Genomic DNA, 13,075 nt, shown 5'->3' on the forward strand with positions numbered 1-13,075 from the left:
AGCTGGCTTGCCGGCGATTGGGCCGCAAAGCGGCCCCCGTGCGCAGATCTATCAGGCAGTCCCGATCTCCCCGCCATCATTACGCTGAATCACCACCGTCGAAGCCCGCGGCCGTACCGTAGCCCCCGCCGGCGTAGCATCGGTCGCCTTGTCGGTATACGGCCAGTTCCCCGGGTGCTGAATGTTCACGAACATTGTCTTGTTGTCCGGGGTAAAGGTAATCCCGGTCACCTCACACTCATTCGGCCCAACGAAGAAGCGGCGCAGGTTCACCTGATTCTGCGCGTTCACCGGCACCTGCTTGCCACTGGCATCCACCAGGTCAGAAGGAATCACTGCCAGCAGCTGGTCGTTGGTGTAATCAGTGAGGGTGCTTTCACCGTTGTCAGTCTCGAACCACAGCACGCCACGGCTATCGAAGCTCATGCCGTCGGGGCTGGCGAACTGGTTCAGTTCGGTCAGGCCGGAACGGTTGATATCGGCAGTACCGGCCGCGTTGGCGCCGAATACGAAGATGTCCCAAGTGAAGCTCAGCTGGTCGTCGCTGTCGTGCCAGCGAATGATGTGGCCATGGCGGTTCGGGCCGCGCGGGTTGGCCGCATCGACCTTTTCCGGGGTGCGCGCGCTGTTGTTGGTCAGGGTCAGGTATACATCGCCGTTCAGCGGGTTGACCGTGGTCCATTCCGGGCGGTCCATCGGCGTTGCGCCCACGGCATCGCCGGCGCCACGGGTGTTGAGGATGATGCCTGGCAAGTCACCATACAGCGCACCCAGGGTGCTGCCGTTAGTGGTAGCGGTGTTCACATCCAGCAGCAGCCATACGCCGGTGCCGTCGGCATTGAAGCGGGCCACGTAGAGCTTGCCCTGGTCAAGGTACTTGGCACCGGTGGCCAGGCGGTCGGCGGGGGTGGCGTCGGCGGCGTCCCACACGGCGGTGGACACCCACTTGTACAGGTACTCGTTGTTCGAGTCGTCACCCATGTACCACACCAGCGGCTTGCCGGCGACCGGCAGGCCTGGGGCGCAGCCCTCGTGGCGGAAGCGGCCCAGTGCGGTGCGCTTGGTGGCCAGGGTGCTGCTGTTGTACGGGTCGATTTCGACGATGTAGCCGTAGGTGCTGGCTTCGTTGCGGTAGTCATCGGTGGCGCTGGCGCCTTTGACGGTAACGTCGAAACGGGCGAATTCGTCGGCCACCTCGGTGCTGTCACCGGCAGCGGTTTCCCACTTGTACTGGCCGCTGGAGGTGCCCACGCCAATGCGGCGCTGGTCTTCGGGGCGGGTACCCTTGTTGACGAAGATACCCGGCCAGTTCTCTTCACAGGTCAGGTAGGTGCCCCACGGGGTGTAGCCGTTGCCGCAGTTGTTGTTGGTGCCACGGCAATGGGTGCCGGCGGTGGAGTACTTGGTCTTGACGTGGTCGGTGCCACGCAGCGGCCCGGTGATTTCCATGCGCGAGGCGGTGGTGAAGCGGCGGTTCAGCGGGTCGTTGTCGACCACCTGCCAGCGGCCGCTGATTTTCTGCAGGCGCACCACACCAGCCCCGTGGGCGTTGATTTCCTTGCGCACTTCCTCGACCGGGCGCTTGCCGTTCACATCGGTGGTGGGGCCGGCCGGGTGCAGGGCGGCGGTGTCGATGTATTCGAAGTTGATCGCCAGCAAGCCGTCTTCCGAGCTGCCGTTGATGGGGAAGAAGTGCATGCCGTCATGGTGCATGCCCATGGCATTGGCCTGGTCGGTCGAGGTGTTGCTGCCGTCCGACTTCCACGGGTTGCCATTGCTGTTGATGGGCGTACCCCACGGCGCCAGCACATAGGCGCTGTAGCCGGCGGCCACCACGCAGGCGTCGGTGCGCGAGCCCGGGATGGACTGGAAGCCCAGCGCCAGTTTCGGTACCTCTGGTTCGGTAACAGGCGGCTCGGTCACCGGTGGCTCGGTGACCGGATCATCGTGATCGGAACCACCACCGTCGAAGCAGCCTGTCAGGCCGGTACCGGCGATCATGGCGATGGCGGCGCCCAGGCTGCCGCGCATCACACTGCGGCGGCTGAGGTAGGCGTCCATGACGTTGGCCATCGGCAGGTTGCCGCTTTGGTTCCGGTCCAGGTTGTCGCCGGTATCTCGACTCATCAGGGTGTCCTTATGTTGGCTGAGTTAGAGGAAACCGCGACTTTAGTGCGCAAATATGATGATTCATTGGCAGAAATGTTAACGGGGTTTTAAAACGGCCCGCTCTTAGAACATTCGCTGACAGATCGATTTGGAATGACTGTCGGAATTCTGCCATCAAACTGTAATGCCAACGCCGCAACATCCGGAGCCCTGAATGAACATGGATAAGGATGGCGGGTTCGATGGCAAGCAGCATGCACAGGCGCGAAGTGATCAGCTGGATGGGTGTCGGGGCCATGGCCCCGCTGCTCGGCGCCTGTTCTGCTTTCCCGGCACAGCAGGGCGGTAGCGCCCACCTCGACCTGCTGTACGTGGCCGATACCCTCGATGCCCGCCAACCCGGTCAGGCGGTGGTGCCGGCGACTCGCCTGGGGCCGGTCAGCCACCTGGGCCGCGCGCCTTGGATGACCGGCAGCAGCGCCAGCCTGGCCTACCCGCAACTGGCGCCGTTGCTCGATGCCAGCCAGGCAAGTGCAGCCCAGCTGGGCGGTTTTGCCGTGCTGGCGGCGCTGCTGGAGCAACTGCGGGGGGAGGCCGGTGCAGGTAATAGCCTGACCCTGGAAAACGGCCAGGGCTGGAATGGCAGTGGCCTGGCCTACCTGACTCAAGGTGAGAGCGGCGTTCAAGGCAGCCAGCTGCTGGGCAGTGAGGTGCGTGTCAGCAGCGATGAACGCGTGCTGTGGCCGCAGCGTAGCCATGGGCTGTATCGCCAGGCTAGCGCCATTACCTTGGGCGCCGGGCTGGCGGAAGCGCAACGTCAGGCACTGGGGCTGGAGGCCTTGCACGTCTTCGAGCGCGGCGGTGCCCGCATTGCCGTGGTCGGCGTGACCGACCCTTATGCCCAGGACCAGAAAGCCTCCCTGAAACTGTGGTACCAATCATTACAACCCGTGTTCGAGCAAGCCCGGCGCGAAGCCGACCTGGTGGTGGCCATGGCCGACGTCGGCACAGGCCCTGGCTTGTGGCTGGCCGAGCGGGTGCCGCAAATCGACGTGTTGTTGTGCGCCCGTGGCCAGGACCTGTGGCCGGCGCCGGTCGAGGTCACCCAGGCCAGTGGCCGGCGCGTGCCGGTGCTGTTCGCCGGTTGCCGGGGCAGCGGTGCCTTCCGCCTGCGTTGTCAGCGAGTGGCTGGCGCATGGCAATTCGATGGGCGTTTCTTCCCGGCCTTCGAACAGCAACTGTCACCCGCCGCGCAACTGCGGGTGGGGCAACTGCAGGCTACCTTGCGCCAGCAACGCGCCGGCCATGCGGCCTGGCTCGACCAACCGCTGGCCCGTGCGCCACAGGCTTTGTGGCGCCGCGACACCCGTGGCGGCAGCTGGGACCGCTTGCTGCATCAAGCGTTGGCCGATGACAGCAGCATGCCCGTGCTGCTGCCGGGCCTGCGCTATGACTACCCGCTGCCCGCAGGTGCCCCCATCACCCGCGAACACCTGATCAGCCTGACCGGTGGCTACCCGGCCCCGGTGGTCGAAGCGCCGGCCCGGCAGGTGGAGCAAGTACTGGAGAACGCCGCAGAGCAACTGTTCGGCGACCCGCTACTGCTGGACAACAGCCAAGACCTGCCACGCTGGCAGAGCCAGGCCTGGGGGGTCAGCTACAGCCCGCAAGGCAAGCGCATCACCGGGCTGGAGCCGGTGCAGGGCTTGTGCCGCACCTTTGGCCTGCAGTTTGAAAGCCAGGCGGGTGAGCCCCTGTGGCAGCGGGTTGAAGCCTGGCTCGCCCGTCAGGCACCCGGCTGGCAACTGGTGCCGTTGCAATGGCCAGACGTGCGCTATGTGCAGGGGCACCCGGGCTGGCACCCACGGCAGTTGGCTTCGTGACGTTCGCTTCGCGCCTGCTCTCGGGCGCAGGCCTGACCTTGGCAGGCTGGCTGGCTGCCCAGTGCGTGCTGCAACTGAGCCGCCAGCCACAACCGGCGACAGCACCTGCAGTGGCTGTCGGTCCGTTGCCTGGGCTGATGGTCGGTCACTGGCAGGCGCCCACCGACGACGGTGCAATCGCCATTACCCGCCTGCCACTGCAATACCTCGGGGGCCTGAAGGCTGAGCCACTGGCCTCCAGCGTGGTGGTGCTGCGCTACGGCGAGCAAGTACGCACGCTGGCGCGTGGCCAACGCCTGGCGCCGGGGATCGTGCTGCAGGACATCGACAGTGATGGCCTGATTTTCAACAACCAGGGGCGGCGCGAACGCCTGCCCTGGCCGCCACGCCCCGCCGTGACCGGCTTCAAGCGGCAAGGATGAACGATGCCTGTTAGATACTGCGTGGCTGCTGCGCTGAGCCTGGTGCTGTCCCTGGCCTGCGCCGAAGAGCCGGTGTTCGATGACAACGGTACGCCAATGTACGAGGTGAACTTCGTCGACACCGAACTGGGCGAGTTTATCGACAGCGTGTCGCGTATCACCGGTACCACGTTCATCGTCGACCCCCGGGTAAAGGGCAAGGTCACTGTGCGCACCGTCGACCTGCACGACGCCGATGCCATCTACGACATCTTCCTCGCGCAGTTGCGCGCCCAGGGCTATGCCACCGTCGACCTGCCCAACGGCAGCGTGAAGATCGTCCCCGACCAGGCCGCGCGCCTGGAACCGGTGCCGGTGGAGGCGGGCGGGCAGCAAGGCGAAGGCAGCGACAGCGTGGCTACCCGCGTATTCAATGTGCGCAACGCCGCCAACGAACAGGTGCTGGGTATCCTCAAACCCCTGATCGACCCACGCGTTGGGGTGATCACCCCGTACCCGGCAGCGCACCAGTTGGTGGTTACCGACTGGCGCAGCAACCTCGACCGCATCGGTAGCCTGCTGCGCCAGCTCGACCGCCCGCAAGAGGCGCCAAGCAATGGCAGCACCCAGGTGATCTACCTGCGCCATGCCAATGCCGGTGAAGTGGTCAAGGTACTGCGCGGGCTCAGCCAGGAAGGTGCGGTGCCGGCAGAAGGTGCGGGCGAAGGTGAGGGCAAGGACAGGCCCGTGATGGCCGCTGCCGCAAGCCCGGGTATTCGCCTGGAGTATGAAGAAGGCACCAACGCCGTGGTGATGGTTGGCCCAGACAGCGAGCTGGCCGCCTACCGCGCCATTGTGGAGCAGCTGGACATTCGCCGGGCCCAGGTGGTGGTAGAGGCGATCATCGCTGAGGTGTCCGATAGCAGCGCCCAGGAACTGGGCGTGCAATGGCTGTTTGCCGACGAAAAGTTCGGTGCCGGCATCGTCAACTTCGGCAGCAACGGGGTGAACATCGCCAACATCGCCGGGGCGGCTGCCAGTGGCGACAACGAGGCGCTTGGCGACCTGCTTTCCGCCACCACCGGCGCCACAGCGGGCATTGGCCATTTCGGCGGCGGGTTCAACTTCGCCATGCTGGTCAATGCGCTAAAGGGCAAGAGTGGTTTCAACCTGCTGTCTACACCTACTTTGCTGACCCTGGACAACGCCGAGGCCTCCATCCTGGTCGGCCAGGAGGTGCCCTTTGTCACCGGTTCGGTCACACAGAACAACGCCAACCCGTACCAGACCATCGAACGTAAAGAGGTCGGGGTGAAGCTGCGCATCAAGCCGCAGATCAACGTCGACAACAGCGTGCGCCTGGACATTGTCCAAGAGGTGTCATCGATCGCCGAGTCCAGCGCGGCCAGCGATGTGATCACCAACAAGCGTGAGATCAAGACCAAAGTCATGGTCGAGGACAACGGCCTGGTGATCCTCGGCGGCCTGATCAGCGACGAACTGAGCACCAGCAACCAGCGCGTGCCGCTGCTCGGTGACATCCCCTACCTGGGCCGGCTGTTCCGTTCCGACGCCACCAAGAACACCAAGCAGAACCTGATGGTGTTCATCCGCCCGCGCATCTTGCGGGACGGGCCAAGCCTGGCCGGGCTTAGCGAAGACAAGTACCGCACCTTGCAGCAGACCACGCCGCTGCAACTGCCGGACCTGGCCGAGGGCACCCCTTTGTTGCAGGTATTCCCCGCCAGCCGCGCGCGCCTGGAAGGCGGTGACTGGTGATGCTGCCTTATCGCCTGGCGCGGCAAAGCGGGGTGGCCATGGCCCCGGCGGCTGAGGGCTGGCAGCTGTGGCTACGGCGCGATGCCGACAGCGCCCAGTTGCAGGAGCTGCTGCGTGTACATGGCCAGCCCAGTGCGCTGGAATATCTGGAACCAGCCGTGTTCGACGAGCGCCTGGGCCAGTTGTATGCGGTGGGTGATGCCGCCACTGAAGCGCTGATCGAAGGCATTGGTGACCAGGTCGACCTGGACAGCCTGATGAGCGAGATGCCGCGCATCGAAGACCTGCTGGAAAGCGATGACGAAGCCCCGGTAATCCGCCTTATCAATGGCCTGTTTGGCCAGGCCCTGCGCCTGCGCGCCTCGGACATCCATATCGAAACCTTCGAGCAGAGCCTGGTGGTGCGCCTGCGGGTCGATGGGCACCTGCGCGAAGTGTTGCGCCCACCGCGAGCGCTGTCGGCCATGCTGGTGTCGCGGATCAAGGTCATGGCGCGCCTGGACATCGCCGAGAAGCGCCAGCCCCAGGACGGCCGTATCACCTTGCGTGCAGCAGGCCGTGAAGTGGATGTGCGGGTTTCGACCTTGCCCGGCATTCATGGCGAGCGGGTAGTCATGCGCGTGCTCGACAAGCAGGCCAGCCTGCTGGCGCTGGATAACCTGGGCATGCCGCCCGCCGTGTTACAGGGCCTGCGCAGTTGCCTGGCGCGCCCCAACGGCATCGTGCTGTCCACTGGCCCGACCGGCTCGGGCAAGACCACCACCCTGTACGCCAGCCTCAATAGCCTCAACGACGGCAGCCGCAATATCCTCACGGTCGAGGACCCCGTCGAATATGCCATCGCCGGCATTGGCCAGACTGCCATCAACCCGCGTGCCGGGCTGACGTTTGCCAGTGGCCTGCGCGCCATCCTGCGCCAGGACCCGGACGTGATCATGCTCGGTGAAATCCGCGACCAGGAAACCGCGCAGATCGCGGTACAGGCCAGCCTCACCGGCCATCTGGTGCTGTCCACCCTGCACACCAACAGCGCCGTGGGGGCGGTAACCCGTCTGCGCGACATGGGCATCGAGCCGTTCCTGATCGCCTCGTGCCTGCGTGGTGTGCTGGCCCAGCGCCTGGTACGGCGCTTGTGCCGTTGCGCCGTGTCGTACCCGCTGCAACCTGCCGAGCGTGAGCTGTGGCCAGAGCTGGCAGCACTGGGCAGCAGCTACCACGCAGTGGGCTGCGAACAGTGCCAGGGCAGCGGCTATGTCGGGCGCCTGGGCCTGTACGAATTCATCGAGCTGGATGCCGGTTTGATTGGTCTGCTCTACGACGGCGCCAGTGAACTGGCCATGCAGGATTACCTGGCCGAGCGCCGCCAGAGCCTGGTGGCGATGGCCAGTGATTGCCTGGCGCGTGGCGAGACCAGCCTGGCCGAAGTGCTGCGTGTGGTGCAGGGCTAAGGCATGCCGACGTATCGCTACCAGGCCGTCGACCTCGCCGGCAAAGCGCACAAGGCCAGCCTGCAAGCCGACAGCGAGCGCCATGCACGCCAGTTGTTGCGCGAGCAGGGCCTGTTCGCCCGCCAGTTGCAGCGCCAGGAAGCCGGAGCCCGGCAAACCAGGCGCCAGCGTTTAAGCCGCGCCCAGCTCTGTGAACTGACCCGCCAGCTGGCGACCCTTATCGGGGCTGGCATCCCCTTGGTCGATGCGCTGGCGACCCTTGAACGCCAACTGCGCCAGCCTGCCCTGCACAGTGTGCTGGTGGCCCTGCGTGGATCGCTCGCCGAAGGCCTGGGCCTGGCCCGCAGCCTGGCGCGCCAGGGGGCGCCGTTCACGGGTTTGTATTGCGCACTGGTCGAGGCCGGCGAGCGTTCCGGGCGCCTGGCACAGGTGCTGACACGTTTGGCCGACCACCTGGAGCAGGTACAGCGCCAGCAGCACAAAGCCCGTACTGCGCTGATCTACCCCACCGTATTGATGGGCGTGTCACTCGCCGTGGTCGTCGGCCTGATGACCTTCGTCGTGCCCAAACTCACCGAACAATTCGCCCACGCAGGGCAAAGCCTGCCGCTGATCACCTCGCTGCTGATTGGCCTGAGCCAGGGGCTGGTACACGCCGGGCCGTGGTTGTTGGGGGGGGCGTTGGTGCTTGGCGTGCTCGGCGGCTGGTTGCTGCGCAAGCCGCACTGGTGCTTGCGCCGCGACCAGTTGCTGCTGCGCCTGCCGCGCATCGGCAGCCTGCTGCAGGTGCTGGAAAGCGCCCGCCTGGCGCGCAGCCTGGCGATTCTCAGTGGCAGTGGCGTGGCCCTGCTCGAGGCCTTGCAAGTGGCCACCGAAACCGTCGGCAACCGGCGCATCCGGCTGGCCATGGAGCAGGTGCGCCAGCAAGTGCAGGGCGGCACCAGCCTGCACCGAGCGCTGGATGCCAGCCAGCAATTCCCGCCGCTACTGGTGAACATGGTGGGTAGCGGCGAGGCCAGCGGCACCCTGGCCGACATGCTCGAACGCGTGGCCGACGACCAGGAGCGCGGCTTTGCCCGCCAGGTGGATACCGCCATGGCGCTGTTCGAACCCCTGATGATCCTGGTGATGGGCGCCGTGGTGCTGTTCATCGTGCTGGCGGTGCTACTGCCGATCATGCAACTCAACCAGGGCCTGCAATTGTGACGACAAGGAGTTTTGCCATGCTGCATCGACGCAACCGCCAGCGCGGTTTCACCCTCATGGAAATCATGGTGGTGATCTTCATCATCGGCCTGCTCATCGCCGTGGTCGCGCCCAGCGTGCTGGGTAACCAGGACAAGGCCATGAAACAGAAGGTGATGGCCGACCTGGCCACCCTGGAGCAGGCGCTGGACATGTACCGGCTGGACAACCTGCGTTTCCCCAGCAGCGAGCAGGGCCTGGCCGCCCTGGTGAAAAAACCGAGCCAGGAACCGCTGCCACGGGCCTGGCGCAGCGACGGTTATGTGCGCCGCCTGCCGGAAGACCCGTGGGGCACTCCGTACCAGTACCGCATGCCCGGTGAGCATGGTCGGGTGGATGTTTACTCGCTGGGCGCGGACGGCCTGCCGGGGGGGGAAGGCCAGGATGCCGACCTGGGTAACTGGGAACTGTAAAGGTGCGCCGTCAGCGGGGCTTCAGCCTGATCGAATTGCTGGTGGTGCTGGCCATCGCCGGCCTGATGACGGGCCTGGCGGTGGCCGGGCTTGGCAGCGGTCAAGCCAATGTCGACCAGGCGTTGCGGCGCCTGGCGGCCGAAACCCGAGCGCAGGCCGCGTTGGCCCGACATGCCGGGCAACTGCGCGGGCTGCGCTGGAATGGCCAGCATCCGGAGTTTGTGCGGCGCGAGGGGAATGCCTGGGTCGTCGAAGCCGTTGCGGTGGGCGACTGGCCCAAGGGCCTGCACCCGGACTGGCCCGCCAGCCCGCAGCCGCGCCTGATGTTCACGCCGCATGGCTGGGCACAGCCGGGCAGCGTGATCTGGCGCTGGGCCGATGGCAGCCAGCAATGGGCCTGGGGCCGCGATGGTCGCTTGCAGGTGGCGCCATGAAGCAACGTCAGCGTGGCTTCACCTTGCTGGAGGTGACCGTAGCCTTGGCGATCGCTGCTGTTCTGGCGGTGATCACCAGCCAGGTCCTGCGTCAGCGCCTGGCCGTGCAGGACAACCTGCAGCAGCATCGCCTTGGCCTGCTGTGCGCGCGTGAGCTGCAAACCCGCTTCGCCGTCGAGCAGTTCTGGCCTGCCGCCAATCAGGCTAACGGCGAGCTGAGCCAGGGCGGCCAGCCGTGCCATTGGCAACTGCAACTGCGCCGCACCGGCGTGCGCGACCTGCGCCGGGGCGAGCTGCAACTGTTCGCCGACCGTGACCAGCGCCTGCCGCTGGGCCAGTACACCGTGTTTCTGGAGCGCCCATGACGAGCAGACGTCTTGCAGCCTGCGCGGTCCCTGTGGGAGCGGGTTTACCCGCGAACACCGGCAAAGCCGGTGCCATCCACCGCGGTGTTTTCTTCGCGGGTGAACCCGCTCCCACAGGGGGCCAGTGTTCCCAGCAGCACATAATCCGGCCCATGAAAAGCCGCCAGGCCGGCCTGACCCTGATCGAGCTGATGGTCGCCCTGGCCCTGACAGCCTTGCTCGGCATCATGCTCGCCGCGTTGGTTAACGGCTGGCTCAAGGTCCGCGAACGCCTTCAGGTGACCACCCAACAAACCTCTGTGCTGGACTTCTGCCTGGCCTTGGAGCGCCGCTTCGACAGCCCGGTGCTGCGCCGGCTCTATGACCAGCGCCTGCCCTTGGCCAGCCGCTGGCTGGACTGGCAACCGGCAAGCCACCAATTGCAATGGGTCGCCGCCACCGGCCTGCCAGAGGCCGAGGGCGGCTCGCGCCTGCAGCGCCAACGCTTGCGCTTCGAGGCCCGCGATCAACGCCTGCTGCTGGAAAGCTCGGCCGACCTGTACGCGGCCACCGCCCCGCGCTGGATACAACGCGAGCACCTCGACCGGGTCAGCGTGATGAACGTTCTTTATTACCAGGGCGGCCGCTGGCTGGCCTGGCCTTCCGACCAGCCCGCGCATCCCGGCCGTGGTGTGCGCCTGGAATTGCAGCGTGATGGAGCACCCTATGTCTGCACGTTCGCCCTCCCGTGGGGGCGCTCATGAAATTTGAATGGCGGCGACGAACGCCGGCTCAGCCGTGGTTGCTGCTGCGCCCCGGCGCTGTCTGGCACTGGGCACTGACCGAGGGCGGCGTCGTGCAGCGCCAAGGGCAGGGCGAGCCACCGGCAAACCTGCAAGCCCGGGTTGCACTGATTCTACCGGCCGAGGCGTGCAGCTGCTTCCGCGTACCGGCTCCACCGGGGCTCAAGCGTGAAGAGTGGTCGTTGCTGCTTGAGGACTGCTTGCTGCAGCCGCCCGACGAAGTGGCCTGTGCCTGCCTGGCCCGAGAACCCGGGCACCTTCGTCTGCTGGTGGTGGCACGCCAGAAACTGGAGGGCTGGCGCGGGCAGTGTGCCGCATGGGGCCTGCAAGTGGCGCGTTGCTGGGCAGAGCCGCAGTTGCTACCAGCGGTAGAAGCAGGCACTGCCTGGCACTGGCAGCGCCCACCCGGCGTGTCCTTGTACAAAGGGTTGGGCGAAGACGAACAGGAACACTGGCTGGCGTGGCCGGACGCACTGGGAGAAATACCGCAGCAACCTTGGGCACACCTGCAAAAGGTGTCACTGAGTGGCGACTGGCCAAGCGCGCTGGCGCCCCTCGATTCGCTGCCTGGCTTGTTCGAGCGTGGCCGCAAGGCACCTTCATTGCCTGTCGTTTCGCGTCCGCAGCAACGGCTGTTGACGGCTTGCCTGGTACTGGCGGCTGTATGGGGCAGCCTGTGGTTGAGCCAGCAATGGCGCCAGGCGCAACTCTGGCGCGCCCAGGTCATTGCCGTGACAGGCGAGCAGGCCAGCCCTCGGTACGCCGCTCAGGCCCTCAAGCGCCTGCGTGAAAGTGGGTTGCAACAGCAAGTGCGCACACGCCAGCTCGAAGACCTGCAGGCAACGTTGCAGGCGTGGCTGCGGGATCACCCCGGCTGGCGCCTGCAAGCCGTGCGCTTCGATGGCCAGCGCTGGCACGTGCGGTTGGCGGGCGAGGGGGCCGCGCCACCTTGGCAAGACATGGCCAACGCAGCTGGCGCCGCCGTGCAGGTGCTAAGTGGCGAAGTGATCTTCGACTTGGGAGCAGCCGTATGAACCGCGACTGGATGCAGCGTCATCGGTTGACGTTCGCCTGGCTGCTGATTGCCGTGTTGCTGGCCTTCCTCGCCCTGCGCGGTGGCTTGGCACAATGGCGCGAACTCAACCAGTGGCAGGGGCTGGCTGAACAAGCCGCCAGTTTGCAGGGTGGCCCTGGCTTGAGCATGGAGCGTTTGAAGCAGTCGGCCGAGGCGCGGCGGGTGGCGCTGGCCGAGGTCGATGAGCAAGACAAAACCTGGCACCTGCGCGGGCAGGTGGCCGATGAGCGGGCGTTGCAAGACTGGTTGCAGGCCCTGCGCACCGAAGGCGTGCAGCCGCTGCAATGGGGGCTGGAGCAGGAAGGCAAGGTGTTGCGCTTCGATCTGGTGGTGCAGCCATGAGCCGTAAAGCTGCGGCGTGGGTGCTACTCGTGTTCGCCGTGACACTGTTGATGGAGCTACCTGCTAGCTGGGTGGCGCGCGGGCTCGGCCTGCCAATGCAGGATGCCCGTGGCAGCCTGTGGCAAGGTCACGCACAACGGTTGGGGCCAGTCGGGCCATTGCGTTGGTCGGTGGAGCCTTGGCGCATGCAGGCCACTGCGCAGCTGGGGTTCCAAGGGCAAGCCTGGCAGCTGCGTGCCGAAGGCTGGCCTTGGCGTTGGCGGCTGGAAGCAGCGGCCATGGGGCCCCAGGCTACGGTGGCGGCTGATTACCGCTTGGCTGGGCAGTGGCAGGGCGCAGTGCACCTGAACGGGGTAGGGCGCCAGTGCCTGACCAGCGAGGGCCGCGTAACAGTGAGTGATCTGGCACTGAGCGAACCCTGGTCGCTGGGCCTGGGGCAGGGCTGGCTGGAAATGGACTGCCGCAGTGGCTGGCGCTTGCATGGCCAACTGGCGCAGCAGGGGCAGCATCAGTTGGCCGTGGATGCTGACCTGCCAAGGCGTCGGGCGCAGCTGGTATTCGAGTTGCAACCGGAGGCTGCTTTGACGCCCTTGTTGCGCGGCGCGCAGTGGCTGGGGCCGCAGGCGCTGGCAGGGCAACGCGACTTGCAGTGGTAGCAGCCCATGCCTGGCGTGCAGCGCTCGGCTCCAGAGGTGCTACAAGGCGCCATCCTGAGCTGTAAGTAACCTCCTACGCTTCACGTGTAATGAGTGAACGCATGGTTCATTTAAAAAAATCCCCTCCCTGCTTAGTCTTCGAG

Annotated in this window: 13 protein-coding genes; 12 read left to right on the forward strand and 1 reads right to left on the reverse strand. The window is 65.9% G+C overall.

Annotated features, from left to right (window positions below; translation table 11 throughout):
- Window positions 1–51: 51 nt before the first annotated feature.
- Complete coding sequence (locus tag QQ992_RS05495) at window positions 52–2,127, reverse strand: PhoX family protein (protein ID WP_286112519.1); 2,076 nt, start codon at window positions 2,125–2,127, stop codon at window positions 52–54.
- 224 nt (window positions 2,128–2,351) lie between these two features.
- Between QQ992_RS05495 and QQ992_RS05500 the strand changes: the two genes are divergently transcribed.
- From QQ992_RS05500 to QQ992_RS05555, 12 genes are all read left to right on the forward strand, one after another.
- On the forward strand, window positions 2,352–3,992 hold the full coding sequence (locus QQ992_RS05500) for a bifunctional UDP-sugar hydrolase/5'-nucleotidase (RefSeq protein ID WP_286112521.1): 1,641 nt from the start codon (window positions 2,352–2,354) through the stop codon (window positions 3,990–3,992).
- Window positions 3,989–4,414 carry a pilus assembly protein PilZ gene (locus QQ992_RS05505; RefSeq protein WP_286112522.1) on the forward strand — a complete coding sequence of 142 codons (426 nt, stop codon included), beginning with the start codon at window positions 3,989–3,991 and terminating at the stop codon, window positions 4,412–4,414. Before QQ992_RS05500 ends, QQ992_RS05505 begins: the two co-directional genes overlap by 4 nt.
- Before the next feature lie 3 nt (window positions 4,415–4,417).
- Window positions 4,418–6,172 carry a type II secretion system secretin GspD gene (gene gspD / locus QQ992_RS05510; RefSeq protein ID WP_286112523.1) on the forward strand — a complete coding sequence of 585 codons (1,755 nt, stop codon included), beginning with the start codon at window positions 4,418–4,420 and terminating at the stop codon, window positions 6,170–6,172.
- Complete coding sequence (locus QQ992_RS05515) at window positions 6,172–7,620, forward strand: GspE/PulE family protein (RefSeq protein WP_286113900.1); 1,449 nt, start codon at window positions 6,172–6,174, stop codon at window positions 7,618–7,620. The genes gspD and QQ992_RS05515 overlap by 1 nt, the downstream gene beginning before the upstream one ends.
- Before the next feature lie 3 nt (window positions 7,621–7,623).
- Window positions 7,624–8,826 (forward strand): type II secretion system inner membrane protein GspF, encoded by a 1,203-nt coding sequence (gene gspF / locus QQ992_RS05520; protein ID WP_286112524.1) that lies wholly within the window; start codon window positions 7,624–7,626, stop codon window positions 8,824–8,826.
- A gap of 17 nt (window positions 8,827–8,843) precedes the next feature.
- Window positions 8,844–9,278 (forward strand): type II secretion system major pseudopilin GspG, encoded by a 435-nt coding sequence (gene gspG / locus QQ992_RS05525; RefSeq protein WP_016713017.1) that lies wholly within the window; start codon window positions 8,844–8,846, stop codon window positions 9,276–9,278.
- Between the two features lie 2 nt (window positions 9,279–9,280).
- Window positions 9,281–9,712, forward strand: a complete 432-nt coding sequence (gene gspH, locus QQ992_RS05530; protein ID WP_286112526.1) for a type II secretion system minor pseudopilin GspH — start codon at window positions 9,281–9,283, stop codon at window positions 9,710–9,712.
- Window positions 9,709–10,077: a type II secretion system protein GspI gene (locus QQ992_RS05535; protein WP_016713015.1), complete on the forward strand. Its 369-nt coding sequence runs from the start codon at window positions 9,709–9,711 to the stop codon at window positions 10,075–10,077. The genes gspH and QQ992_RS05535 overlap by 4 nt, the downstream gene beginning before the upstream one ends.
- 152 nt (window positions 10,078–10,229) lie before the next feature.
- On the forward strand, window positions 10,230–10,820 hold the full coding sequence (locus tag QQ992_RS05540) for a prepilin-type N-terminal cleavage/methylation domain-containing protein (protein ID WP_286112527.1): 591 nt from the start codon (window positions 10,230–10,232) through the stop codon (window positions 10,818–10,820).
- Window positions 10,817–11,893, forward strand: coding sequence for a GspL/Epsl periplasmic domain-containing protein (locus QQ992_RS05545; RefSeq protein ID WP_286112528.1), 1,077 nt, complete (start codon window positions 10,817–10,819; stop codon window positions 11,891–11,893). The genes QQ992_RS05540 and QQ992_RS05545 overlap by 4 nt, the downstream gene beginning before the upstream one ends.
- Window positions 11,890–12,276 (forward strand): type II secretion system protein GspM, encoded by a 387-nt coding sequence (gene gspM, locus QQ992_RS05550; protein ID WP_286112529.1) that lies wholly within the window; start codon window positions 11,890–11,892, stop codon window positions 12,274–12,276. The genes QQ992_RS05545 and gspM overlap by 4 nt, the downstream gene beginning before the upstream one ends.
- Complete coding sequence (locus QQ992_RS05555) at window positions 12,273–12,932, forward strand: general secretion pathway protein GspN (protein WP_286112530.1); 660 nt, start codon at window positions 12,273–12,275, stop codon at window positions 12,930–12,932. Before gspM ends, QQ992_RS05555 begins: the two co-directional genes overlap by 4 nt.
- The last annotated feature ends 143 nt before the right edge of the window (window positions 12,933–13,075 follow it).

The sequence above is a fragment of the Pseudomonas kurunegalensis genome, from assembly GCF_030291635.1.
Lineage (GTDB): Bacteria > Pseudomonadota > Gammaproteobacteria > Pseudomonadales > Pseudomonadaceae > Aquipseudomonas > Aquipseudomonas monteilii.